We start from the raw sequence: 24,702 nt of genomic DNA, 5'->3' as shown, positions 1-24,702 counted from the left end.
ACAAATATCTCGTTTTTTTGTGAAAAGAATATGATATGATGCGGACAACGATAAGAGGTGAGGTGTGAGTGTATGGACAAGCAATCACGAACGATCTCAGTGAAAGTGAATGGAACAGAAGCGAAGTATGAGGAGAAGAAGAAAGATGAATTTGACTGGATGGTAATAGAAAGTGAAAGACCGAAAAACGTTGTTCCGTTTCAAAAAGCGAAAGTGGCGTCTACGGAAAAAAAACGAAAGAAGTGGAGCAATACGTTAATTGCAATTGTTGCAACTGCGATTGTTATTGGTACGGCGTTTGGGATGGGAATGCTGCAGTTACTTACAGGACAAGGTGCGACAGGTGGAAGCGAAGTAACAGCTTCGAAGCAGATGCAAAATGAAGAATCAAAGGTGGGTGGAACGGCAGAACAAACACAAGCACCAAAAGAGGAAAAAACAAAAGCACAGACAGGAACATCATTAAATCCAATGAAATTCTTTTTTGTTCAAGGAGGAATGTATTCTTCTGAAGAAAAGGGACAGGCTGCTCTTGAAGAGTGGAAAGGTAATGGAGGCGTAGCAGCTTTAAAACCGAGCGGTGATAAGTATGCATTAGTTGTTGGCATTGCTAGCGATGAACAAGGAATAAACCAATTAATGACGCAGTATAAAAATGATAATGTCTCCGTATTGAAAAAGGACTGGGATATAACAGATAAAGCGTTACTGAAAGATGATAAAGAAGTCGGGGCGTTTTTAACAAAAGTACAGCCATTATATACTCATTTAGCAAAATATGCTTCTAGCGTACAAGCTAGTGGAAAAAGTAATGCAAAAGATATAGGTACAATCGAAAAAGAGTGGAAAGCGATTGAAAAAGAAGGGAAAAGTATGAAGCAGGAAGAAGCGAAGAAATTGTATATGTACACGTCAGTAGCTGTGCAAACAGTGAAGGACGGAAAAGGTGATAAGGAATCTTTGGCGAAATTAAATCAAGTTATCATTGATGGTATACTTTCATATGAAAAAATTGTTTCACAAAAGGTAAAATAATAGGATAATGAAATGACGAAGGAAGAAGTATAGGTACTTCTTTCTTTTCTTTTGTGTTTAGAGTAAAGTGCTTTCTCTATGACAGAAATATAATCGTGTTTTAGTAAGGAAGTATTATTTTGTTTAGAGAAAATAATATTCCTTTCATTTGTGGACAAACTATTCCTTTGATACGATTGATGTAAATGATTCTGCTTCATGTGAGAAAGGAAGGAGAAAATATGAGAAAAATTATTTTAGCTTCAGGATCACCTCGCAGGAAGGAATTGCTTGAGTTAGCGGGTGTGCCATTTGAAATTATTGTAAGTGAAGTAGAAGAAACGATTGGTGCGTATTCATCACCTTCTGATATTGTTATGTCTCTTGCCCTGCAAAAAGCATCTGCGGTAGCAGAAAATAACAGTGATCATATTGTGTTAGGTGCAGATACAATTGTTACATATGAATCGCGTATTCTTGGAAAGCCATCTAATGAGGCTGAGGCGAAAGAAATGTTGCAATTATTATCAGGGAAAACACATGAAGTGTATACTGGTGTTGCAATTATAGCAAAAGACAAAACAGTCACTTTTTATGAGCGTACAGAAGTTGCGTTTTGGGAATTAACAGAAGAGGAAATTGACGCATACGTTGCATCAAAAGAGCCTTTGGATAAAGCCGGAAGTTATGGAATTCAAGGTAAAGGATCTATTTTTGTTCAACATATTCAAGGGGACTACTATAGTGTAGTTGGATTACCAATTTCACGTCTTGTTCGGGAATTAAAACAATTTAATATTGATGTAACCCATGCGTAAAATTGCATGGGATTTTCTTTGAGAGAACAAATAAAGGGGTGGAGAAATGAACGGTATTCGTGATGTTGTCAAAGAAGAACAGCCACGGGAGCGTTTATTGTTAGAGGGAGCTGGAAGTTTATCAAATCGGGAGCTTCTTGCAGTGTTACTGAGAACAGGTTCTAAGAAAGAATCAGTTTTGAAGTTATCAGATAAAATTTTACATCACTTTGATGGTTTACGTATGCTGAAAGATGCAACGTTAGAAGAGCTTGTCAGTATACATGGTGTCGGGGTTGCAAAGGCAACTCAGCTTATAGCCGCTTTTGAACTCGGTAGAAGAATGGTGCGTTTAGAATATCAAAATAGATACAGCATTCGAAGCCCGGAAGATTGCGCCACATACATGATGGAAGAAATGCGCTTCTTGCAGCAGGAGCATTTTGTATGTTTATATTTGAACACAAAGAATCAAGTCATACATAGGCAAACGATTTTCATTGGAAGTTTAAACTCTTCAATTGTACATCCAAGGGAAGTTTTTAAAGAAGCGTTTCGCCGTGCAGCAGCCTCTATCATATGTCTTCATAACCATCCCTCAGGAGACCCCGCGCCGAGCCGAGAAGATATTGAAGTAACAAAACGCTTAGTAGAATGCGGTCGAATTATCGGAATTGAAGTGCTTGACCATATTATAATAGGTGACCATAAATTCGTGAGTTTAAAGGAAAAAGGTCATATTTAAGACTATGCTTTTTACTTATTTTGTTTTATAATGTGATTTATGAGTTTTTTGTAGAAAATTATCTACAAAAAGGATAAAGATATAAAAAACGTACTGTTTTTATAATATAAAGTAAGAAAAAAATGAGTCCGTGAAAACAAGAAAGGAAGATAAATAATATGTTTGGATTTGGTGGCTTTACTCGCGATCTTGGAATAGACTTAGGAACTGCGAACACGCTTGTATATGTAAAAGGAAAAGGTGTAGTGTTACGTGAACCTTCAGTAGTAGCGTTACAAACTGATACGAAACAAATCGTTGCTGTAGGTAGCGATGCAAAACAAATGATTGGTCGTACACCAGGAAACGTTGTGGCACTTCGCCCGATGAAAGACGGTGTAATTGCTGATTACGAAACGACAGCAACAATGATGAAATATTACATTCAACAAGCTCAAAAATCAAATGGATTCTTCTCACGTAAACCATACGTAATGGTATGTGTACCATCAGGTATTACAGCTGTAGAAAGACGTGCAGTAATCGATGCGACTCGTCAAGCTGGTGCTCGTGATGCTTATCCTATCGAAGAGCCATTTGCAGCAGCAATTGGTGCGAACTTACCTGTTTGGGAACCAACTGGTAGTATGGTTGTTGATATCGGTGGCGGTACAACAGAAGTTGCAATCATTTCTTTAGGTGGTATTGTAACAAGTCAATCAGTTCGTGTTGCTGGTGATGATATGGACGATTCAATCATTCAGTACATTAAGAAAAGCTACAACTTAATGATCGGTGAAAGAACAGCTGAAGCATTAAAATTAGAAATCGGTTCTGCAGGCGAGCCAGAAGGTATCGAACCTATGGAAATTCGCGGTCGTGATTTAGTAAGTGGTTTACCAAAAACAGTACTAATTCAGCCAGAAGAAATTGCAGATGCATTAAAAGATACAGTAGATGCAATTGTAGAATCTGTTAAAAATACGTTAGAGAAAACTCCACCTGAATTAGCGGCAGACATTATGGACCGTGGTATCGTATTAACAGGTGGCGGAGCATTACTACGTAACTTAGATAAAGTGATTAGTGAAGAAACAAATATGCCAGTTCTTGTTGCAGAAGACCCATTAGATTGCGTAGCAATTGGAACGGGTAAAGCATTAGACAATATCGATCTTTTCAAAACTGCTGCTCGATAATATTGCAAAATAAAAATCAATGAAATTAAGAGGGTGTGAACGTGCCACAGTTTTTCTTAAACAAAAGATTAATTGTTTTGTTAGTTAGTATTATTCTTCTCGTGGCATTGATTGGAATCTCATTGAAAGAACGGAACAGTTTAACATGGCCAGAGCAGTTTGTTAAAGACACTGTCGGTGTTGTAGAACGTGTATTCCAAAAGCCAGCGAAATACGTAGCTGGATTCTTCGAAAATGTAGAGGATGTAAAGCGCACGTATGAAGAGAATAAAGAATTAAAAGCAAAATTAGATAATTATGCAGGTCTATCAGGGAAAGTAAAACAATTAGAAGATGATAACAAGAAGTTACAAGAGTTAACGGGTAAAAAAGAGTTGAATAGCCAATATACTGAAATTCCAGCTACTGTCGTTTCTCGTAACCCGGATAAATGGTACGATCTAGTTGGAATTGATAAAGGGGCGCAGCAAGGAATTAAAAAAGATATGGCTGTAGTAACTTCACAAGGTTTAGTTGGACGAGTGAAAAGTGTATCTCAGTTTACATCATCAGTAGAATTGTTAAGCTCTATGAGCCGAACAAATCGTGTTTCTGCTATCGTACAAGGTGATGAGAAAATCTTTGGATTGATTGAAGGTTATGACAAAGAAAAGCACTTACTTCTTTTCACAAAGATTGGCTCTGATGCAAACGTAAAAGCAGATCAATTAGTTGTAACATCTGGACTTGGTGATATTTTCCCGAAAGGTCTTGTAATTGGAAAAATCGTTGATGTTCAGCCGGATCCATACGGTTTAACAAAAACAGCTTATGTAAAACCTGCCGCTGATTTAAATGACGTAGAGCATATTATGGTTGCGAAACGTGAAACGCCTTCAGCGCCATTAGAATAGGAGGGGGAGAAGAGATGATGAAGATTTTAAAAAGAGCAGCTCTTCCTCTTTTGCTCCTTTTTGTTTTTTTATTTGAAAATATGTTTGCTACTATTGTTCCAACAGCAGTTTTTTGGAAAGACAGTATAGCAGCACCTCATTTCTTTATCATTGTGTTATGTTTTGTTACTGTGTACTATAGTCCGGTCCAAGGGATTTATTACGGACTATTATTTGGTTTCTTATTTGATACCGTATACACAGAACTTGTCGGTATATATATTTTTGCTTATCCGATTTTAGCTTATTTAGTTTATAGTGTGATGAAAGTACTACAATTGAATTTATTTATTGTTGCTTCTATCGTACTAGCTAGCATTGTAGCATTAGAGTATTATGTGTATGGATTTTTAACTTTGTTAGGACGTACTCATATGTCGGCGTATGTCTTTTTCACAGATCGTCTCCTGTCTACTGTATTGCTAAATGCAATTTTCTTATTGATAGTTTGTTTCCCACTGAGACGATATTTAGTGCGTCTTTCAAAAGCGATGGAAGAAAAAGAAAAAAGGATTTTCTAATTTTATGTCGAATTGAATCGGTGGGGTGAACTTTAGTGGAAGAAAAAAAGCAACAAAATGTAACAATAAAAGGGACAAAAGACGGAATAACGCTTCATTTAGATGATTGTTGTTCATTCTCTGAATTACTGAAGGAATTGGATGAAAAGCTTTCTACTCATTACTATGATGGTGATGGACGCTCTTTAATTGAAGTGCATGTGAAAGTAGGAAATCGTTATTTAACAGAAGTCCAACAAGAAGAGATTCGTACGTTAATTCGTAATAAAAAGAATCTCGTTGTGGATTCGATTGAAAGTGATGTTATAACGAAAGAGGAAGCAATAGCTTGGAAAGAAGAAACAGAAATTGTCCCTATTTCCAAAATTGTTCGCTCTGGACAAGTTTTACATGTAAAAGGAAATTTATTGTTAATTGGTGATGTTAATCCAGGCGGAACGGTTATCGCTGGGGGGAATATTTTTGTCGTAGGATCATTAAGAGGAATTGCGCATGCTGGGTATTATGGGGATTCGGATGCTGTAATCGCTGCATCTGTTATGAACCCGATGCAACTTCGAATTAGTGATGTGGCAATGCGGGCTCCGGAAGAGAAAGAAGACGGAGCGGAGGCGGCAGAATGTGCGTATATTAATGAGAACAATCACATTGTTGTCGATCGACTGCAACTTCTCACTCATCTTAGACCTAATTTAACAAAGTTAGAAAGGGGAATTGTATAGCTGTGGGAGAGGCAATAGTAATTACATCTGGAAAAGGCGGTGTAGGTAAAACTACAACGTCTGCGAACATTGGGACAGCCCTAGCGTTATCTGGAAAGAAAGTGTGCTTAATTGACACAGATATCGGTCTTCGAAACTTAGACGTAGTAATGGGGCTGGAAAATCGTATTGTATTTGATCTTGTTGATGTCGTTGAAGGGCGTTGCCGTTTACCTCAGGCTCTTATTAAAGATAAACGTTTTGATGATCTTTATTTATTACCTGCAGCCCAAACGAGTGATAAATCAGCGGTAACACCTGAACAAATGGATGAATTAATACAAGTATTACGTCAAGATTATGATTACATATTAATTGATTGTCCTGCGGGGATTGAGCAGGGATTTAAAAACGCGGTAGCTGGTGCGGATAAAGCAATTGTTGTTACGACGCCAGAAGTATCCTCAATGCGCGATGCGGATCGTATTATCGGGCTTTTAGAAAAAGAGGATATTGAACCACCGAAACTTGTTATTAATCGTGTGCGTAGTCATATGCTTCATGAACAGGATATGTTAGATGTTGATGAAATCGTACGTACATTGTCAATCGAGCTTCTTGGTGTTGTCGAAGATGATGATGAAGTTATTCGTGCTACAAATACAGGTGAACCTGTAGCGTTGCAACCGAGCGGAAAGGCAGCGTTAGCTTATCGTAATATTGCAAGACGTTTGTTGGGTGAGAATGTCCCATTACAAGCATTTGAACAAGAAAAGGTATCGGTATTTACAAAGATGAAAAACTTCTTTGGAATCCGTTAAAAGCACTTCGCATATTTGCGGAGTGCTTTCTTTTTTCTTCACACGAATATCTTTCTTTCCTAGCTCATACATATGTACAAACTGTATACAACTGTTTCTATGTAAATTAGCTGAACGAAAGAAGGGAGACAGTATGAAGAATAGACGTGTAGAAGAAATTAAAAAACGGATTGCGAAAAGGAAGGCAGAGCAAGAAAGGATGGAGGAAGAGCAGTATTTTGCTGGGGAGAATTTTGATAGTGAAACAGTATTTATTGAAGATGGAGAAAAGGAATTTCATCCTTTATTTCGAAAAGAAGTGTTTTTCTTCAAAGTATTGTTATCAGCAATATTAGTTCTTTCTGTCGCTATTTTATATAAGAATGCACCTTCTTCTTTTGACGGTGCGAAAGCTGTTACAGAAAAAGTGATGAAAGAAGAATTTCAATTTGCTACTGTAGCGAAATGGTACGAAAAACAGTTTGGAAAACCTCTCGTGTTCTATTCGCCTAATGAGAAAAAAGAAGGGAATATTCAGCAAAAAGATTATGCAATTCCTGCTTCCGGAAAGGTGATGCAAGGGTTTCAAAAAAATGGCCAAGGTGTATTTGTACAAACAGCAACAAATGCAACTGTTGAGTCAGTGAATGAAGGTCTAGTTGTTTTTGCAGGCAAAAAAGAGGAACTTGGTAATACAGTTCAAATTCAGCATGCAGATGGTACGGAGTCATGGTATGCAAATTTAAATGATATGTCAGTGAAATTATATGATTACGTTTCAAAGAAACAAAAAATTGGAACAGTGAGTAATGATACAAACGATAAAAATGGTAAGTTTTATTTCGCAATAAAAAAGGATGAAAAATTTATTGACCCGATTCAGGTGATTTCATTTGATTAAATATAGAGAGGTTTTAACGAAGATTTCAGTGCATCCGTTGTTTTGGGTTATTATTGTCATTGGTATTTTTACGGCACGTTTTAAAGAGTTACTATTGTTATTTTGTATCGTTCTTATTCATGAACTCGGGCATGCTTTTGCAGCGGCACACTATAATTGGCGCATCAAAAAAATTCAACTTTTACCGTTTGGTGGTGTAGCTGAGCTTGAGGAGCATGGGAATAAGTCATTGAAAGAAGAGCTTGTTGTCGTAATTGCAGGGCCTATTCAACATATTTGGATGATGGCGGTAGGCTATACGTTGTTTGAAGCTGGTTGGCTTCATGCGGAATTATATTATTTCTTTATGTGGAATAATATAATTATTTTAGCATTTAATTTACTACCTATTTGGCCACTTGATGGCGGGAAAGTATTGTTTAACGTATTATCATATCGTTTTCCTTATTTACAAGCACATGAAAAGATGATGAAATTATCATGTGTTTTTTTTAGTGTCATACTAGGATGGCAGTTACTTTGGAATAGTAACAATATTATGATGTGGGTACTGCTCATATTTTTAGCGGTGTCGTTATATCAAGAATGGAAACAAAGACGGTATGCCTTTATGCGTTTTTTATTAGAACGTTATTATGGGAACAAAAGAGGAATTGAAAAGATTGCACCAATTGAGGTGAAAACAGAAGATCGTTTATATACAATCTTCACAAAATTTCGTAGAGGGTATAAGCACTCTATTATCGTTCATGGAAAATATAAAGAGCATTACACATTGGATGAAAATGAATTGCTTTATGCGTATTTTACTGAAAAACGAACAACTTCATCTGTTGAAGAATTAATCGGTTAGTGTTGACGTTAGCACTAACCTTTTATTATTGTAAAAGCAAAGAAGATTATAAAGTGAGGAAAGAATTTTGAAAACGTTATATATGAACTACGCTGGATCGGAAAAACGCGTTGCAATTGAAGAGAAGAAGAAAATTGTTGAGTTTTTATGGAAACGAAATGAAGAACAAGAGATTGTTGGGCATATTTATGTTGGACGTATCGTAAGAACGATTGCTGGAATGAACGCAGCTTTTGTAAATATCGGTTTAGAAAAACATGCGTATCTTTCGTACGATGATGTACCATCTTCTTATCGAATACATGAAGGACAAGCGGTACTCGTACAAGTTGTAAAAGAGGCAATTGATACGAAAGGGCCGAAATTGACAGCAAATATAGAATTTACCGGGAAATATGTCGTTTATATGCCATATGATGAAATGCGTGCGGTTTCTCGGAAAATAAAAAACAATAAAAGAAGGCAACAACTACTCCAAATTGAAGTAGAAGGGACAGGAGGTTATATTTTTCGCTCTGCTTCTGAAAAAGGAAAGATTGAAGAAATACAAGCTGAAATGCAAAGGTTACAGCAGTTATATGAAGAGTTAAAAAGAAAAGAGGAACAAGGAAAGGCCCCGTTACTACTTCATCGACCGGCAACCTTTTTAGATCGTGTATTTCAAGAAAATCCAATTGAAACAATTGAAAAAGTAATTGTAGATACAAGAAGTATAGTAAAAGAATTAGAAGAAAAGGTCGGTAAAGAGAAAGTATCTTTTTATAATGAAAAATCTTCAATGTTTAACCATTTTGGAATAGAGCGTGAAATTGAGAAAGCACTTCAAAAAATTGTGTGGCTCCCGAATGGCGCTTATTTAATTGTGGAGCAAATGGAGACGATGACTGTAATTGATGTGAATACGGGCAAGTTTACTGGCAAACAGAATTTACAAGATACAGTCCTTCGTACAAATGAAGTGGCAGCTGAAGAGATAGCGCGTCAATTAAGACTGCGTGATATCGGTGGTATGATATTAATTGATTTTATTAATATGAAAAGAAGAGAAGATAAAGAAAAGGTAAGAGAATGTCTCGTGGCTGCTATGCAAAATGATCGTACATATACAAGGGTACTCGGGTTTACAGAGTTAGGGATTTTAGAGATGACACGTAAACGTAAGAAACATTCTTTACGCGACGTATTACTAGAAGAGTGTGCACCGTGCAAAGCGACGGGGTATGTAATGTCATATGAAACAATTGCGTATGAGCTAGAGAGAGAGCTAATTACATATGGCAATATAGAAGATGAGGCAGTATTAATCTCTGCACCTAAAGAACTGCAAAAACAATTTTCGCAAAAAGAATTACAAAAAAATATTCCATTTGAAATTTATTTCAAAGATGATATGATCGAAAAGTATGCAATTATCCGTTTTGGAAGTAAAAAAGAAATTGTAGAACGGAAAAAATAGTTAGTAGAACTTTCATTGACAACCGTCTATGATTCATGATAACATCTTTATGTTATAGTTTATAGCACCTAAACGGCTATATGCTACAACCGCACAAGACAGGTTCCCTAAAGGCATGTATGTCTACCTCGTTTTTGGCGAGTCTTAGTAATTAAGAGGAGGTGCAAGTATGTACGCAATTATCGAAACAGGTGGAAAACAAATTAAAGTTGAAGCTGGTCAAGCAATCTACATTGAAAAATTAGATGTTGAAGCTGGTGAAACTGTTACTTTTGACAAAGTTCTTTTCGTTGGTGGCGAAAACGTTAAAGTTGGTAGCCCAGTTGTAGAAGGTGCAACAGTTACTGCGAAAGTTGAAAAACAAGGTCGCGCTAAGAAAATTATCGTTTTCAAATACAAAGCGAAAAAGAACAATCGTAAGAAACAAGGTCATCGTCAACCTTACACTAAGCTAGTTGTTGAAGCTATCAACGCTTAATCCAGGTTAACATGATTAAAATTACGATAAGTCGCACGAAATTAGGAAGTATCCAATCATTTAAAATGACTGGACATGCCGATTATGCGCCACATGGACAAGACCTTGTCTGTGCTGGAACTACAGCGGTTGTGTTTGGTTCTATAAATGCAGTGGAAGAACTTTGTAATGTGCAGGCAACTATTGAACTCGGAAGTGATGGCGGATTCTTAACGTATGAATTGCCTAATGATTTAGACGTTCATGCAGCAGAAAAAGCACAAACACTTTTAGAAGGATTGGTTGTTTCGCTTAAGACGATCGAACTTGATTACGGAAAGTATATCCGTTTAATAGAAAAAGTGCAGGAGGTGTAACGTATGTTAAGATTAGATCTTCAGTTTTTCGCATCTAAGAAAGGTGTAGGTAGTACAAAGAACGGTCGTGACTCTCAGTCAAAACGTCTTGGTGCTAAACGCGCAGATGGTCAAACGGTTTCAGGTGGTTCAATTCTTTACCGTCAACGCGGTACAAAAATTTATCCAGGTGTTAACGTTGGTCGTGGTGGCGATGACACTTTATACGCGAAAGTTGACGGCGTAGTACGCTTCGAGCGTCTTGGCCGTGACCGCAAACAAGTGAGCGTATATCCTGTTGCTCAAGAAGCATAAGAACTCACGGAAAACTCTAACCTGAGTGCAGGTTAGAGTTTTTCTATATTAAGGAGTATCTAAATGAATAAAAAATGGACAATTATAGATGCATTGCGCCATTCAAGACATGATTGGCTCAATCGTATGCAGATGGTGAAAGGAAACCTTTCCCTTGGAAAAGTGGAAGAAATTCATAGTCTCATCGATCGTTTTGTCCAAGAAGCGAGACAAGAATCCAATCTGATGGGGCTATCCATGCCTTTATTTTCAGAGTGGATTTTAACATATAATTGGAAACAGCAGCCGTGCTTATTGGAGTATGAAGTATTAGGGAATTTACATAACTTATCTCACTTAGATGAGACTGTATGTACATGGACGAATCAATTTTTCTCAATGCTTCAGCATAGTTTAGACGTATATGTTGAAAATTATGTTTGTATCACAATTGAATGTGACGCGGAGAATGCTCGTTTCTTTTTTGATTTTCGTGGTAAGCTAACGAGTGTAGAAGAACTACAGAATTGGCTTGCGAACCAAAACAATAAATGGTATTCCATTTCTTATACAGTACGAGACGAGGAAGTCTCAGTTATATTACAACCAATTGAAAAAAGTGTGGTGAAATAATGTTTGTAGATCAGGTCAAGATATATGTAAAAGGCGGCGACGGTGGTAACGGAATGGTTGCGTATCGTCGTGAGAAGTATGTACCAAAAGGTGGCCCAGCAGGTGGCGACGGTGGTAAAGGTGCAGATGTTGTTTTTATTGTTGAGGAAGGCTTACGTACATTAATGGACTTCCGCTACCAACGTCATTTCAAAGCTGATCGCGGTCAGCACGGAATGAGTAAAGGTCAGCACGGACGTAAATCTGAAGATTTACTTGTAAAGGTTCCGCCAGGAACAGTAGTAAAAGATGAAAAAACTGGTCAAATTCTTGCGGATTTAGTAACGCATGGACAAACGGCTGTAATTGCAAAAGGTGGCCGCGGTGGTCGTGGTAACTCACGTTTCGCAACAGCTACGAACCCAGCGCCAGAAATCGCTGAAAACGGGGAACCAGGTCAAGAGCGTGATGTCATTCTAGAACTGAAAGTACTGGCAGACGTTGGACTTGTTGGATTCCCAAGTGTAGGTAAATCTACATTATTATCTGTCGTATCATCAGCACGTCCGAAAATTGCAGAGTATCACTTCACAACAATCGTTCCAAACCTTGGTGTTGTTGAAACTGGTGATAACCGCAGCTTCGTTATGGCTGACCTTCCTGGACTAATTGAAGGCGCACATGCTGGCGTCGGACTTGGACACCAATTCTTACGTCATATTGAGCGTACACGTGTAATCGTGCATGTTATTGATATGTCTGGTTTAGAAGGCCGTGATCCATATGAAGATTACGTAACAATTAATAATGAATTAAAAGAATACAATCTTCGCTTAACGGAGCGTCCACAAGTTGTTGTTGCAAACAAAATGGATATGCCAGATGCAGAAGAAAACTTACAAGCATTTAAAGAGAAAGTGGGAGACGAAGTAAAAATCTTCCCAATCTCAGCTGTAACGAAACAAGGTGTTCGTGACTTACTGTTTGAAGTAGCGAACTTAATAGAAACAACACCTGAATTCCCAATACATGAAGTTGTTGATGAGTCTGACACAAGTGTAATGTACAAATTTGAGACTGAAGGTGTTAAATTTGATATTACACGTGAAAGTGATGGTACGTTTGTTATCTCTGGTTACGATATCGAGAAAACATTCAAGATGACAGACTTCTCACGTGATGAATCTGTACGTCGTTTCGCTCGCCAAATGCGCGGAATGGGTATTGATGAAGCGCTTCGTGCACGTGGTGCAAAAGACGGAGATATTGTAAAAATTCTTGAATATGAATTTGAATTTATCGACTAAGACTGCCGAAATACGGCAGTCTTTTTTTATATCGTAAAAGTCTGATTTATACAGGAAAAAATCCCCACTAATTAAATTTTCAATTTATAATAGAAAAAGAAGTGGTTTTATAAGAATTTTTTATGGGGAGAAAGCGAGTATGTATAAAATATTAATTGTAGAAGATGATGAGAAAATTGCGGGGATATTAGAGGAGCATTTAGAAAGGTATGGCTATCAGTCATTTAGAGCAAGTGATTTACGACATATAAAAGATGAGTTTGTAAAAGTAAATCCACATCTCGTGTTACTTGATATTAATTTACCGTATTTTGATGGGTTCTATTGGTGTCGTCAAATTCGCACTGTATCGAATGCACCAATTATTTTTGTTTCTGCAAGAACGGGGGAAATGGATCAAGTAATGGCAATTGAAAATGGCGGAGATGATTACATTACGAAGCCATTTCATTTAGACGTTGTAATGGCTAAGGTAAAAAGTGCACTTCGACGTGGGTATGGTGAGTACGCTTCTGCGGCAGAAAGCGATTGCTTAGGAGTAAATGGATTGTTGTTATTCCCGTCTCAGCACGTTGTTGAGTGGCAAGGACAACAAACAGAACTGACAAAAAATGAATTTTACTTATTAGAGTGTTTAATGAAACAAGCAAATCAATATGTAACGCGTGAAGAATTGTTAGAAGCCCTCTGGGATGAGGTAGCTTTCGTTGATGACAATACATTAACCGTGAATGTGAAACGTGTAAGGAAGAAACTAGAGGAGCTAGGCATTAAAAATGCAATTGTAACGAAACGTGGATATGGTTATGCACTTCTTACAGAGTGGGGCGAAGGGCATGAAGGTTAAAAATTACCTCATGGATCGCTTTTCTTTAATTCTTTCTTATATTGTTAGCCTTTGTTTATTTGGGCTTGTACTGCAGTTGCAAAGTCTTTTAGAAAAGCGATCCATTGATTGGAGTACGTGGTTATATGGACTTTTATTAGGAACAGTTGTATTTATCGTATACCTCATTTACGATTATCGAAAACGAAGTGTGTTTTTAAAAAGAATTGAAAAATATGTTGCCAGCGGAAATACATTACACGATTCTTTACTTATTGATACTTCTTATACGTCAGAGCAAGAGATGGTCGTTGAATCGTTTACGTTATTAAGACAGCAATATATGAATGAAGTTCATAAACAACATGCGAAAGAACAACAGCAAATGATATTTATGAATCAATGGATTCATCAAATGAAAACACCAGTATCGGTTATAGAATTGCTATTACAGAAGTTTGGTAAGGAGCATCGTGAAGCAAGAGCAACAGTTGAAAGTATTCGTGAAGAAAATAACCGTATACTAAATGGTTTAGATTTAGCGTTACATATGGCAAGGTTAGAGCAGTTTGCGAAAGATTATAAAGTAGAAGTAGTAAATGTGATAGATATCATTCGAGGTATTATTAATGAAAATCGAAAATCCTTTATTCAATCGTCTGTATTTCCGAAAGTAATGTTTGAGGAAGATATTTGTATGGTTGCATCTGATAGAAAATGGCTCAGTATTGCTATAGGTCAAATCGTTGTAAATGCAATTAAGTATACGAAAATTTCAGAAGCAGAGAAAAAGGAAATTCAATTTCAAATTGAAGAGAAAGATCAAAAAGTGTTATTACATATTAAGGACAATGGAATCGGTATTCCAGAGCAAGATGTAAAGCGTATATTTGATCCATTCTTTACGGGGATAAATGGCCGTAAAACGAGAGAAGCGACTGGGATGGGTTTATATATTACGAAGGAAATTTGCGATAATTTACAGCACGGTATTTATGTGCAATCGGTTGAAAGAGAAGGGACGACATTTACGTTCCAATTTGCAAAAGATGAAGAATATCATACATTAATGAGAAAAATGACAAAACTGTAAGATAACAAAACGTTTTGTAAGGGAAATCACTCGTTTCTTTTTCTTATTTTTCTTATAGTAAATGTAAGAAGAAAACACATAGGGGGATTAGAAATGAGTGTTCTTGAAGTAAAAGGGTTAACGAAGGTGTACCAATCAAAAGGTTCAGTAGCGACGACTGCTTTAAACGATATAAATTTTAAAATAGAAGAAGGCGAATTTGTAGGGATTATGGGTCCTTCAGGGAGCGGGAAAACAACGCTTTTAAATTTATTAGCAACAATTGATAAGCAAACTTCAGGTCATGTGCTTGTAAATGGAGAAGAAATTAATCAAATGCGTGCTGCAAAATTAGCGGAATTTCGCCGTACACATTTAGGTTTCATTTTCCAAGATTTTAACTTACTTGATACATTATCGATTAAAGAAAATATTATTTTACCGCTTGTAATGGCGAAGAAATCTGTAAATGAAATCGATGCGAAAGTACTGGAAATTGCGAAGTTTTTAAATATCGAAGAAATTTTAAATAAAAAGGTTTATGAAGTATCAGGCGGACAGCAACAACGTGCAGCAGCTGCGAGAGCAATCATTCATGAACCGACGTTAATTTTAGCGGATGAGCCAACAGGAAATTTAGATTCTAAGTCGGCAAAATCATTAATGAGCGCGTTGCAAGACTTACATGAACAAAAGAAAGTAACGATTGCAATGGTGACGCATGATCCAGTAGCGGCGAGTTATTGCGAACGCATTCTTTTCATTCGCGATGGAGAGATTTTTTCAGAAATTCATAAAGGAAGAACGAAGCAAGCCTTTTTCCAAGAAATTCTGGACGTACTTGCGATGCTAGGAGGAGAATATCATGAACTTTCGCCAGCTCGCGCTTAATAATGTAAAAGGAAATTGGCGTAATTATAAAGCGTTTCTTATAAGTAGTTGTTTATCGATAGTCGTATTTTTCATGTATGCTTCCTTCATTTATCATCCAGATGTTGTAGGCGGTAATATTAGTATGAGGGAGATGATTTCAAAAGGGTTAGAATCGATGAATTATATTGTAGTCATCTTCTCAGCACTCTTTATTTTATATGCAAATTCAACATTTTTACGAGCAAGGAAAAAAGAGTTTGGTTTATTAACATTAATAGGCGGAACGAAATCTCAACTTGGCCGAATGATTATATTAGAACAGCTTATGTTAGGTAGCATTGCAATTGTAGTAGGTATTGGACTTGGCATGCTTTGTTCAAAATTATTTTTCCAAGCATTAAGCGTAATATTGAAAATAGATAAAACACTACCACTCGTATGGAATAGTAAAGCAGTTTTGATTACAGCAGGTGTATACTTTATTCTATTTTTAATCTTATCATTGTTTAGCGTTTGGACAGTAGGACGCTTGCAAATTATTGATTTATTAAGAGAAGCAAGAAAACAAAAAGTAGAACCTTTTGCATTTACATGGTTATGTGTAGTTGGTATAGGATGTATTATTGTTGCATACGTACTTAGCTTCCAAGTAACATTTATGAATTTTATCATTCTCTTTTTACCAATTGTAGGGCTGACGATAGGCGGAACTTATTTGCTGTTTACACAAGGTAGTACAGTCGTATTAAAGGCATTACAAAAACGAAAAAAATCTTTTTATACATATCCAAATATGTTTGTACTTAGCAATCTTATTTATAAAATGAAAGATAATGCTCGTTTTCTATTTGTAATTTCTATCATTACGGCCGTTGTATCTTCAGCAGTTGGTACACTGTACGTATTTTTTGAGGATATGAGTTATAAGGCAGTAACTAGTACCCCGCATGCTATTTCGTATGAGGAAAAGGGAATACATACGCATAATGTCATCAAAGAAGGAAAAACAAAAGAATTAATAAAAAAACACGGATTTGAAGAAGCGCGAGAAGTAACGTATGTAAAACTTCCTGGAACGCAAAAAATCACGATGTTTAACAGTGAACATGAGATGCCAATGGCGATTGTTTCAGAAAAAGAATATAACGCTGAAGTACGTAAACAAAAAAGAGAGCAAGTTAGAGAAGTTCATAATGCTCCAGGTAGTGCAACAATGGTCATAACGGATATGGCGAACGATATGATGAAGATAGATCTTTCGAAACCGCATGAAATTAAAATTAACGGACAAACGCAGTCTGTTCAACTGAATAAGCCAACTTCATTTTCTGTTTTTAATGATAGTGAATATCTCATTGTGAATGATCAAGATTTTGAGACATACGCAAAACTCGTACCAGATGAAGAAAAGACGAAATATTACGGTTATTATATAGAAGACTGGAAAAGTACGGAAGACCTTGTGTTAGATTTGAAAAAGGAAATTGTACCAGATAAACAAGGGGAACTAAACAACTCAGTGCTCGTTTATAAAAATATAAGGGAATCAGGGGCAATTACAATGTTCATCGGTTTCTTCGTAGCAGTACTATTCTTCTTCTTCGCTTGTAGTATGACATACTTTAAATGGTTTAACGATAAAGAGCAAGATCGTATTCAATTTAAATCGTTAAAGAGAATTGGCATGACAGATAAAGAAATTCGTAAAATTGCAATTCGACAAATGGGCGTTATCTTCTTTATCCCAATTGTAATTGGTGCCATTCATAGTGGATTCGCTCTTCATACGTTAGGAAAAATGCTTTATCTCGATTTATGGAAATCAGGTGCGATTGTAATTGGATCGTACATTGTAGCTTCTGCGATTTACTTTATTATCGCGCAAAGAGGATATTTGAAACATGTGAAAAGCTAGAGAAATCTCTAGCTTTTTGCCTATGTAGTAAGTTATAGGGGGACGATAGATGAACATTCGACAACTAGCGCTACAAAATATAAAAGGAAATTGGCGTAATTATAAAGTCTTTTTCTTAAGTAGTTGTTTTGCAATATTTGCGTCTTTTGCATACATGTCTGTCATTGTACATCCGTATATGCAGGAGACGATGTGGTATCAAAACGTACGCTGGGGACTGATCATATGTAATGTTATTATCATTTCTTTTTTCGTCATATTTATTTTGTACTCTACTTCTATTTTCATAGAGGCACGTAAGAAAGAATTGGGATTATATATGTTAATGGGAGCGACGAAATCTAGCGTACTTGGCGTAATTATGACCGAGCAAATGTTGATCGGGGTATTTGCTAATATTTTTGGCATTGGGCTTGGCATGATCTTTTTAAAGCTCTTCTTTATGGTGTTTAGTATGTTGCTGGGGCTTCCGAAAGAACTCCCTGTCATATTTGACTTAAGAGCAATTGGAGGAACGTTTATTGCGTATATGGCCGTATTTGTTCTCTTATCATTTATAAGTGCTTTACGTATATGGAATATAAAAATCATTCGGTTATTGAAAGAATTTCGAACAGATAAAAAAGAGAAGAAAACATCAATGTGGCTTTGTATATTCGGCTTTATTTGTTTAGGGATAGGATATGCGTTAGCGTTACAAGCTACGATGCCAACGATAGCGTTATACTTCTTTTTGCCTGTGTCTATACTTGTCTTTTTCGGAACATATTTTTCATTTACACATGGTACTGCTCAAATATTAGAAATGATAAAACGAAATAAAAAGATTATGTATACATATCCGTATTTATTTATAGTGAATCAATTGTCACATCGAATGAAGGAAAATGGTCGTTTTTTCTTTTTAATGTCAATGGCAACGACGTTTGTAGTTACGGCAACAGGTACGGTGTTCTTATATTTTTCTGGTATGCAAGATATGTGGCGGGGCGGGGGCGTTCACTCATTTTCTTACATAGAAAAAGGTACTTCTTCTCATGAAGTCTTTGCGGAAGGAACGGTTGAACAATTATTGCACCAATATGGGTATGATGATTTTCAATATATGAGTTTTGTTGGAGTGTATGCATCTTTTCAGTCCAATAAGGGAGAAACAACAATAGTACCGCTTATAAAAGGAAGTGAATATAACCAAGAAGCGAGGAAACAAAAACAGAAAATGTATTATCCTAAAAAAGGTACAGTGACACTTGTTTATTATAATAAATACAATAATTCGAATGTATATAATCAAAAAGAGATTCAATTGCAAGTAATGAATCAACCATATCAATTCGTATTTAACGGCCAGAAAGAAGGGATTCAATTTAACTATCATCCTTCTTACATTAATGGTCTGTTCTTCGTTATGAATGATAAAGACTTTGACAGTATAGCAAATCAGGTTCCTGATTCTGAAAAAATGATATATAGAGGCTATACATTACCAAATATCGAAAATACGAAAGAATTAAATGAAGATTTACGGAAACATATGAAACAAGATAAAGATCATGCATTTCGAAGTAATATGGAGTTATATGTGAATATGAAATCGTTCGGTGATATTACTCTATTTCTAGGCTCATTCATTAGTATATTATTTTTCCTTACATCATGTAGCATCGTATATTTTAAATGGTTCCATAATATTGCATCGGACCGAAAGCAGTATGGTGCACTCTCTAAACTTGGAATGACGAAGGAAGAAGTATGGAAGATTTCTCGCTGGCAATTATGTATGCTATTTTTTGCGCCAATTATAGTAGGGAGTATGCATAGTGCAGTTGCGTTATATACGTTTCATAATACGATGTTTATGGATGGTTCATTACGAAAAGTAGGCTTGTTTATTCTATTTTATATCGCTGCATGCATCATGTATTTCTTTTTTGCTCAAAGAGAATATAGGAAACATTTAGACTAGCGAATGCTAGTCTTTTTTAAATATTCGAAATTTACATAGAAGAATATAAAAAAGTATGGTATAACAGTAAGAAAACGAAAAAGAGGGGAAAAGACGATGATTCGAGTAGGATATTTAGGACCAGAAGCAACATTTACAAATATGGCGGTGAGTCGTTTTTTTCCGGAAGCAGAGCATGTACCGTATCGAACGATTCCAGATTGTATGGATGCAGCTGCAAATGGAAATGTAGATTATGCGGTGGTACCATTAGAAAACGCCATAGAAGGTTCAGTGAATATAACAGTTGATTATCTTGTGCATGAGCAGCCGCTTTCTATTGTAGGAGAAATTACAGTACCAATTCAGCAACATTTACTTGTGCATCCGCAGTATGCAGAAGTGTGGGAAGAAGTATATGCAGTGCATTCTCATCCACACGCTATTGCCCAATGTCATAAGTTTTTAAATGAAGAATTAAAAGGGATAACTGCTCGAGATATGACATCAACAAGTGCCGCTGCACAATATGTGAAAGAACATCCTGAAGAAAAAATTGCTGCCATTGCAAATGAAGCAGCTGCAGAAAAATACGGATTAACGATTGTAAGATGTGGCATCCATACACATAAAAATAATCATACACGCTTCCTCGTGCTTCATAAGAAAAAGAAAGCAATACTCCCAAATAACGGAGAAAATCGCGGTGAGAAAACGACGCTTATGATAACGTTACCTGCTGATTATGCAGGGGCACTATATCAAGTATTATCAGCTTTCGCATGGAGAAAATTAAATTTATCAAAAATCGAATCTCGTCCGATGAAAACAGGACTTGGAAATTACTTTTTCTTAATCGATGTCGATAAAGCATACGATGACGTATTATTGCCAGGCGTAACGATGGAACTTGAAGCACTTGGTTTTTCTGTTACGGTGCTGGGGAGTTATTCTTCTTATTGGTTGTAAAGAGGAGTATTTGTAATTAAGTTGATATAAATTCAGTCGCTAGTATATAAATAAAATCCCACCTATAAATGGTGGGATTTTTTATTTTAACTTCGCAAGACGATCCTCTAACTGACCACGCCAAACATCAGCTAGTTCTGGAACAGAAAGAATCTTTTCAATAGCATCTTTATCTTTTCTATTATGAAAATAAATTTCGTTAGAGAATAAAACAGATACATTGTTTGATGGACGTTCTAGTAAAGTAATTTTAGAATCTTTACGTACAGTACCTTCTTGAAGAACGCGGCATAGATAGCCAGTAAAGCCAGTTGCTACAATGCGCGGCAAAATGCCAGGGATGCCAAGACGTTTTGAAATTGTGCTACAAGGTACTCTTGCTTGTGTTACTTGAATGATTGCTTCGCCTAGTTGATATGTATCTCCGATGCAAACATCACGCTCTAACATATTTGTTACGGTAATGTTTTCGCCAAATGCAGAAGCTGGGAGTGTTGTTTGAAATTCCTCTTCCCATAGTGCGTAATGCTCGTGTGGATACACGCAAACGGCGCGATCAGGTCCACCATGATGTTTCAAATCTGCTACGTCATCACCGAGGAATCCATCTTTTGAGAGGAAAGCTTTTTCTGTAAGTTCTTTACATATACCAGTAATCATTTCTTTATCTTCGCTATATTTCATTTGTTTCGGTTTGCCAATGCTAAAGTGAACGAGTTCAATTCCCATCTTTGATCTCCTTTACAATTGATTACAATATTATATCATTAAAAAAGCACAGAGAATGATAAAAAAACTCTGTGCTTTACATTAATAAACGAGAAATCCTGCTTTATCTAAAGCTTCGCAAGCAGCATCTAACTTCTCTTTAGAATCTGCTTCAATTGTATGTAAGTGAATACCATCTGTTAATTGCGATAGATAGGAAGCATTTGTGTTTTCTATTTTTTGTAAATATTGCTCTACATCAAAGCGATTACTTACCATGATGGATGCTGTTAAGTCACCGTATACAGGATGCTCAACTTTTACATCTTTAATCGTAACGCCGTGGTCAACAAGCATTGTAAGTTCTTGACGTACTTCTGCTGGTTTATGTTGGCATACAATTACGCGTTCGAAAGCTTGTTGTTTCTCTTGTGGTTTTAAATATAAATATCCTTGGGCAGTTGCGATAATTGGTTCGTTTCTTGCTTTAAGCAAGGAAATGTCTTGCACGATAACTTGTCTACTTACGTTCGTTTTTTTCGAGAGTTCATTCCCAGATAACGGTTCATTTGCAGCTAGAAGCCACTGAAGGATAAGCTGTCGTCTTTCTTCACCTAAAATCTTTTTTTGTTCATTTTGTTTCATTATCATTTAACACCTCTATAAAATTGATTTCCAATTGTGTGTAGTGCATGAATAGTAGTATCAATTTGATCTTTCGTTGTTTGTTGTCCGAAAGAGAAGCGGACATATTGTTTTGCCTCTTCATACGTTTTTCCAATTGCAAGCATTGTTTTCGAAGGTCCTTGTTTACCGACTTGGCAAGCACTTCCCGTGGAAATGGCAATACCGCGGCGATTACATTCTAGCATTGTATACTGACCTTCTATTCCTTTTATTGTAACCCCAATAATATGTGGTAAACAAGAAGTAGAATGACCTTCTACTTCAATTTCTAGCGGAAGTGTTTGTATTTGCTCTAAAAAGTAGGATCGTAACTCTTTAAAACGTAAACTTTCTTCTTGCTGATTTTTTAATATATTCTCAGCAGCTGTTAAAAAAGATGCGATGCCAGGGACGTTTACTGTGCCAGGGCGAAAACCTTTTTCGTGAGAAGTTTCCGGAAATACTTGTGTCCAACGAACTTGCGGATTTATATAGCAAGCGCCAACACCCTTTGGTCCGTATATTTTATGTGCTGAAACAGAAAGACTATCAACCCCCATCTCAAAAACATGTATAGGAAGTTTACCAAATGTTTGCACACAATCTGATTGAAATAAAACGTTATATTTTTTTAAAAGTGCCCCAATCTCTGCGATATTTTGAACGGTTCCGATTTCAGAGTTTCCGTGCTGTATACTTGCTAGAGCGGTATTTTCTGTAATAGCCGTTTCTAAATCTACTAAACGAATGAGTCCACTTTTATCAACAGGAATTTCAGTAATCGTATAGCCTTGTGATTTTAGAGATTGAAAATAACTTCGAATGGATGCATGTTCCATAGGTGTCGTAATAATATGCTTCTTATTTTGGGCATTGAGAAGGGATTGAATCGCAAGATAGTTCGATTCTGACCCGCCGCTCGTGAAGAATACCCCTTGTTCCTTTCCACCGATCATGTCAGCAAATGTTTTTCTGCAAACTTGTAATAAAGAAGAGGCTGTTCCTCCAATATCGTGTAAACTTTGTTCGTTTCCGAAGTATTGCGATGCTGCTTTCGTATATGTTTGTAATGCTTCTACGCTCATAGGTGTAGTAGCTGCATAGTCAAGATATATCATCATGTAAGTTCCTCTCTCTAGTAAGAGTTACATTTCTCGTATTTTTTAAATGGTGTTGAAAATAAGAATTATAAAAAAACTCTTGTCATTATTTTAAAACTATGTAAATATAGGTGTCAAGACAGTTGAAAAGTGTAAAGTAGGAGGCAACAATTATGCCAAGTGCAGATGTCTTAATTATTGGAAGTGGTGTTGCGGCACTTCGTGTTGCAAAAGAGATTTGTCACGAAAAGAATGTGATTGTTATCACAAAGGAAACGAATCGTAATAATAATACACATTTAGCGCAAGGTGGAATTGCCGCAGCGGTTGCTACATATGACGATCCGAATGATCATTTTGAAGATACATTAGTAGCAGGATGTCATTATAACAATGAAGATGTGGTCCGTTATTTAGTTGAAGAAGGACCGAAAGAAATGAAGAATCTCATTGAAAATGGAATGCAATTTGATGGAGATGAAACGGGTCCCCATCTTGGAAAAGAAGGTGCACATCGAAAGCGTCGTATTTTACATGCAGGTGGCGATGCAACAGGAAAGAATTTATTAGAGCATTTCGTTCAAGAAGTAGTTCCGCATGTTACGGTAGTGGAACAGGAAATGGTGCTTGATTTTATTATAGAAAGTGAAAAATGTGTTGGAGTTTTAACGCGAGATAGTGAAGGGAAGTTGAAGCGTTATGATGCAGATTATACTGTGCTAGCCTCAGGCGGGGTTGGTGGTTTATACGCCTTTACTTCTAATGATAAAACAATTACGGGTGATGGACTTGCGATGGTATACCGCGCAGGCGGCGAGCTCGTAGATTTAGAGTTTGTACAATTTCATCCAACAATGTTATATGCAGGCGGGCGATGCTGTGGCCTCGTTTCTGAAGCTGTCCGTGGTGAAGGAGCTGTCCTTATAAATGGAAAAGGGCAGCGTTTTATGATGGATATACACGATGATTACGATCTCGCACCGCGTGATGTGGTGGCAAGAGCGATTCATGAACAGCTTTTGTCGGGTGAAAAAGTGTATTTGAATATCGAGTCTATCCAAAATTTCCAAGAACGTTTTCCAACTGTATCAGCATTGTGTAAAAAGAATGGTGTTGATATTACTAAAAAACGCATTCCGGTCGTACCCGGAGCTCATTTTCATATGGGCGGTGTGAAAACAAACATTGATGGGGAGACGTCTATTCCAAATTTATATGCAGTCGGTGAAGTAGCTTGTAATGGTGTTCATGGAGCAAATAGATTAGCGAGTAATTCGTTATTAGAAGGTCTTGTGTTTGGAAAAAGAATAGGACAGCATATTTTAACGAAAGCGACACAAGACAGATTGAACGACTTCGCTGAGAAGGAAAAGAAATTTATCGTTCTAAATCATTTGCCGACGAAAGAAGAAATACAAGAATGCATGATGAAATATGTTGGGATTGTACGAACAGAGCAAAGTTTATCTTATGCGAAAAGATGGCTTAGTAAATACGGTGTTCGAAATATGATATTGCAACATGATGCTCTTACAAATGAAGAGATAACGCTTATTAATATGTTAACAGTTTGTGAGCTTATCGTTGTATCAGTTTTACAAAGAGAAGAGAGTATTGGTGGTCATTATCGAAGTGATTATCCACATAGAAATAGCGTAAAAAAAAGAGATCATTCGAGTGAAAAGAAAACTACAACTTGTGTAA

25 protein-coding genes, 1 pseudogene and 1 other annotated feature are annotated in these 24,702 nt (G+C 36.6%); of the genes and pseudogenes, 23 read left to right on the top strand and 3 right to left on the bottom strand.

Annotation, left to right across the window (positions count from 1 at the left end; translation table 11 throughout):
* Window positions 1–72: 72 nt before the first annotated feature.
* The 22 genes from ACVWY7_RS01950 to pheA all read left to right on the top strand — a co-directional run bounded on the left by ACVWY7_RS01950 (window position 73) and on the right by pheA (window position 20,524).
* Window positions 73–1,035, top strand: a complete 963-nt coding sequence (locus ACVWY7_RS01950; RefSeq protein ID WP_073525598.1) for a stage II sporulation protein B — start codon at window positions 73–75, stop codon at window positions 1,033–1,035.
* 221 nt (window positions 1,036–1,256) lie between these two features.
* Window positions 1,257–1,832, top strand: coding sequence for a Maf family protein (locus tag ACVWY7_RS01945; RefSeq protein WP_456523633.1), 576 nt, complete (start codon window positions 1,257–1,259; stop codon window positions 1,830–1,832).
* 46 nt (window positions 1,833–1,878) lie between these two features.
* The gene (gene radC / locus ACVWY7_RS01940) at window positions 1,879–2,556 is read left to right on the top strand and encodes a DNA repair protein RadC (RefSeq protein WP_456523632.1); all 678 of its coding nucleotides are present in this window, start codon (window positions 1,879–1,881) and stop codon (window positions 2,554–2,556) included.
* Window positions 2,557–2,714: 158 nt separating this feature from the next.
* Entirely contained in the window at window positions 2,715–3,734 is a 1,020-nt protein-coding gene (mreB, locus tag ACVWY7_RS01935) for a cell shape-determining protein MreB (RefSeq protein WP_000466737.1), read from the top strand.
* Between the two features lie 41 nt (window positions 3,735–3,775).
* Entirely contained in the window at window positions 3,776–4,627 is an 852-nt protein-coding gene (gene mreC, locus ACVWY7_RS01930; protein WP_001135493.1) for a rod shape-determining protein MreC, read from the top strand.
* Window positions 4,628–4,641: 14 nt separating this feature from the next.
* Window positions 4,642–5,187, top strand: coding sequence for a rod shape-determining protein MreD (gene mreD / locus ACVWY7_RS01925; RefSeq protein WP_456523631.1), 546 nt, complete (start codon window positions 4,642–4,644; stop codon window positions 5,185–5,187).
* Window positions 5,188–5,222: 35 nt separating this feature from the next.
* A complete protein-coding gene (gene minC / locus ACVWY7_RS01920) occupies window positions 5,223–5,909 on the top strand; it encodes a septum site-determining protein MinC (protein WP_000391517.1) in 687 nt (228 codons plus the stop codon).
* A 2-nt stretch (window positions 5,910–5,911) separates the two neighbouring features.
* Complete coding sequence (gene minD, locus ACVWY7_RS01915; protein ID WP_000503310.1) at window positions 5,912–6,709, top strand: septum site-determining protein MinD; 798 nt, start codon at window positions 5,912–5,914, stop codon at window positions 6,707–6,709.
* Between the two features lie 133 nt (window positions 6,710–6,842).
* A complete protein-coding gene (gene spoIVFA, locus ACVWY7_RS01910; protein WP_456523630.1) occupies window positions 6,843–7,589 on the top strand; it encodes a stage IV sporulation protein SpoIVFA in 747 nt (248 codons plus the stop codon).
* Entirely contained in the window at window positions 7,582–8,442 is an 861-nt protein-coding gene (gene spoIVFB, locus ACVWY7_RS01905; RefSeq protein WP_000599079.1) for a stage IV sporulation intramembrane metalloprotease SpoIVFB, read from the top strand. The genes spoIVFA and spoIVFB overlap by 8 nt, the downstream gene beginning before the upstream one ends.
* A 67-nt stretch (window positions 8,443–8,509) precedes the next feature.
* On the top strand, window positions 8,510–9,898 hold the full coding sequence (locus tag ACVWY7_RS01900) for an Rne/Rng family ribonuclease (RefSeq protein ID WP_072192110.1): 1,389 nt from the start codon (window positions 8,510–8,512) through the stop codon (window positions 9,896–9,898).
* Window positions 9,899–9,975: 77 nt separating this feature from the next.
* Window positions 9,976–10,053 (top strand) — a sequence feature (ribosomal protein L21 leader region).
* 14 nt (window positions 10,054–10,067) lie between these two features.
* A complete protein-coding gene (rplU, locus tag ACVWY7_RS01895; protein ID WP_000270907.1) occupies window positions 10,068–10,376 on the top strand; it encodes a 50S ribosomal protein L21 in 309 nt (102 codons plus the stop codon).
* 11 nt (window positions 10,377–10,387) lie between these two features.
* A complete protein-coding gene (locus ACVWY7_RS01890) occupies window positions 10,388–10,732 on the top strand; it encodes a ribosomal-processing cysteine protease Prp (protein ID WP_001973720.1) in 345 nt (114 codons plus the stop codon).
* Window positions 10,733–10,735: 3 nt separating this feature from the next.
* Window positions 10,736–11,026 carry a 50S ribosomal protein L27 gene (gene rpmA, locus ACVWY7_RS01885; protein ID WP_000944957.1) on the top strand — a complete coding sequence of 97 codons (291 nt, stop codon included), beginning with the start codon at window positions 10,736–10,738 and terminating at the stop codon, window positions 11,024–11,026.
* 63 nt (window positions 11,027–11,089) lie between these two features.
* The gene (locus tag ACVWY7_RS01880) at window positions 11,090–11,638 is read left to right on the top strand and encodes a sporulation initiation phosphotransferase B (RefSeq protein ID WP_001037006.1); all 549 of its coding nucleotides are present in this window, start codon (window positions 11,090–11,092) and stop codon (window positions 11,636–11,638) included.
* A complete protein-coding gene (gene obgE, locus ACVWY7_RS01875; RefSeq protein WP_000496111.1) occupies window positions 11,638–12,924 on the top strand; it encodes a GTPase ObgE in 1,287 nt (428 codons plus the stop codon). Before ACVWY7_RS01880 ends, obgE begins: the two co-directional genes overlap by 1 nt.
* A 139-nt stretch (window positions 12,925–13,063) precedes the next feature.
* Window positions 13,064–13,771, top strand: coding sequence for a response regulator transcription factor (locus tag ACVWY7_RS01870; RefSeq protein ID WP_000276720.1), 708 nt, complete (start codon window positions 13,064–13,066; stop codon window positions 13,769–13,771).
* Window positions 13,761–14,843, top strand: a complete 1,083-nt coding sequence (locus ACVWY7_RS01865; protein WP_142395525.1) for a HAMP domain-containing histidine kinase — start codon at window positions 13,761–13,763, stop codon at window positions 14,841–14,843. Before ACVWY7_RS01870 ends, ACVWY7_RS01865 begins: the two co-directional genes overlap by 11 nt.
* A 93-nt stretch (window positions 14,844–14,936) precedes the next feature.
* Window positions 14,937–15,713 carry an ABC transporter ATP-binding protein gene (locus ACVWY7_RS01860; protein ID WP_000114530.1) on the top strand — a complete coding sequence of 259 codons (777 nt, stop codon included), beginning with the start codon at window positions 14,937–14,939 and terminating at the stop codon, window positions 15,711–15,713.
* Window positions 15,688–17,610, top strand: a complete 1,923-nt coding sequence (locus ACVWY7_RS01855) for an ABC transporter permease (RefSeq protein ID WP_105989275.1) — start codon at window positions 15,688–15,690, stop codon at window positions 17,608–17,610. The genes ACVWY7_RS01860 and ACVWY7_RS01855 overlap by 26 nt, the downstream gene beginning before the upstream one ends.
* Window positions 17,611–17,659: 49 nt before the next feature.
* On the top strand, window positions 17,660–19,576 hold the full coding sequence (locus ACVWY7_RS01850; RefSeq protein WP_001989927.1) for an ABC transporter permease: 1,917 nt from the start codon (window positions 17,660–17,662) through the stop codon (window positions 19,574–19,576).
* Between the two features lie 96 nt (window positions 19,577–19,672).
* Window positions 19,673–20,524: a prephenate dehydratase gene (gene pheA, locus ACVWY7_RS01845; protein WP_000621721.1), complete on the top strand. Its 852-nt coding sequence runs from the start codon at window positions 19,673–19,675 to the stop codon at window positions 20,522–20,524.
* Between the two features lie 81 nt (window positions 20,525–20,605).
* On the opposite strand, the gene ACVWY7_RS01840 is transcribed toward pheA, so the two are convergent.
* The 3 genes from ACVWY7_RS01840 to ACVWY7_RS01830 all read right to left on the bottom strand — a co-directional run bounded on the left by ACVWY7_RS01840 (window position 20,606) and on the right by ACVWY7_RS01830 (window position 23,019).
* Window positions 20,606–21,253 carry an MOSC domain-containing protein gene (locus ACVWY7_RS01840; RefSeq protein WP_000510701.1) on the bottom strand — a complete coding sequence of 216 codons (648 nt, stop codon included), beginning with the start codon at window positions 21,251–21,253 and terminating at the stop codon, window positions 20,606–20,608.
* Window positions 21,254–21,334: 81 nt separating this feature from the next.
* Window positions 21,335–21,877 carry a transcription repressor NadR gene (locus tag ACVWY7_RS01835; RefSeq protein WP_000812272.1) on the bottom strand — a complete coding sequence of 181 codons (543 nt, stop codon included), beginning with the start codon at window positions 21,875–21,877 and terminating at the stop codon, window positions 21,335–21,337.
* A gap of 2 nt (window positions 21,878–21,879) precedes the next feature.
* Window positions 21,880–23,019: an IscS subfamily cysteine desulfurase gene (locus ACVWY7_RS01830; RefSeq protein ID WP_000973801.1), complete on the bottom strand. Its 1,140-nt coding sequence runs from the start codon at window positions 23,017–23,019 to the stop codon at window positions 21,880–21,882.
* A gap of 152 nt (window positions 23,020–23,171) precedes the next feature.
* On the opposite strand from ACVWY7_RS01830, the pseudogene nadB reads away from it, so the two are divergent.
* A pseudogene (nadB, locus tag ACVWY7_RS01825) lies at window positions 23,172–24,702 on the top strand (L-aspartate oxidase).

This window comes from Bacillus sp. TE9106W (assembly GCF_054062215.1).
Note: the sequence above shows the minus strand (reverse complement) of the source record. Positions and strands in the feature narration are given on the sequence as shown.

Coding starts and splice junctions, on each gene's coding strand:
- ACVWY7_RS01950 (WP_073525598.1), top strand. CDS start 73: ATGGACAAGCAATCACGAACGATCTCAGTGAAAGTGAATGGAACAGAA.
- ACVWY7_RS01945 (WP_456523633.1), top strand. CDS start 1,257: ATGAGAAAAATTATTTTAGCTTCAGGATCACCTCGCAGGAAGGAATTG.
- radC (WP_456523632.1), top strand. CDS start 1,879: ATGAACGGTATTCGTGATGTTGTCAAAGAAGAACAGCCACGGGAGCGT.
- mreB (WP_000466737.1), top strand. CDS start 2,715: ATGTTTGGATTTGGTGGCTTTACTCGCGATCTTGGAATAGACTTAGGA.
- mreD (WP_456523631.1), top strand. CDS start 4,642: ATGATGAAGATTTTAAAAAGAGCAGCTCTTCCTCTTTTGCTCCTTTTT.
- spoIVFA (WP_456523630.1), top strand. CDS start 6,843: ATGAAGAATAGACGTGTAGAAGAAATTAAAAAACGGATTGCGAAAAGG.
- rplU (WP_000270907.1), top strand. CDS start 10,068: ATGTACGCAATTATCGAAACAGGTGGAAAACAAATTAAAGTTGAAGCT.
- ACVWY7_RS01890 (WP_001973720.1), top strand. CDS start 10,388: ATGATTAAAATTACGATAAGTCGCACGAAATTAGGAAGTATCCAATCA.
- rpmA (WP_000944957.1), top strand. CDS start 10,736: ATGTTAAGATTAGATCTTCAGTTTTTCGCATCTAAGAAAGGTGTAGGT.
- ACVWY7_RS01880 (WP_001037006.1), top strand. CDS start 11,090: ATGAATAAAAAATGGACAATTATAGATGCATTGCGCCATTCAAGACAT.
- obgE (WP_000496111.1), top strand. CDS start 11,638: ATGTTTGTAGATCAGGTCAAGATATATGTAAAAGGCGGCGACGGTGGT.
- ACVWY7_RS01870 (WP_000276720.1), top strand. CDS start 13,064: ATGTATAAAATATTAATTGTAGAAGATGATGAGAAAATTGCGGGGATA.
- ACVWY7_RS01865 (WP_142395525.1), top strand. CDS start 13,761: ATGAAGGTTAAAAATTACCTCATGGATCGCTTTTCTTTAATTCTTTCT.
- ACVWY7_RS01860 (WP_000114530.1), top strand. CDS start 14,937: ATGAGTGTTCTTGAAGTAAAAGGGTTAACGAAGGTGTACCAATCAAAA.
- ACVWY7_RS01855 (WP_105989275.1), top strand. CDS start 15,688: ATGAACTTTCGCCAGCTCGCGCTTAATAATGTAAAAGGAAATTGGCGT.
- ACVWY7_RS01850 (WP_001989927.1), top strand. CDS start 17,660: ATGAACATTCGACAACTAGCGCTACAAAATATAAAAGGAAATTGGCGT.
- pheA (WP_000621721.1), top strand. CDS start 19,673: ATGATTCGAGTAGGATATTTAGGACCAGAAGCAACATTTACAAATATG.
- ACVWY7_RS01840 (WP_000510701.1), bottom strand. CDS start 21,253: ATGGGAATTGAACTCGTTCACTTTAGCATTGGCAAACCGAAACAAATG.
- ACVWY7_RS01835 (WP_000812272.1), bottom strand. CDS start 21,877: ATGAAACAAAATGAACAAAAAAAGATTTTAGGTGAAGAAAGACGACAG.
- ACVWY7_RS01830 (WP_000973801.1), bottom strand. CDS start 23,019: ATGATGATATATCTTGACTATGCAGCTACTACACCTATGAGCGTAGAA.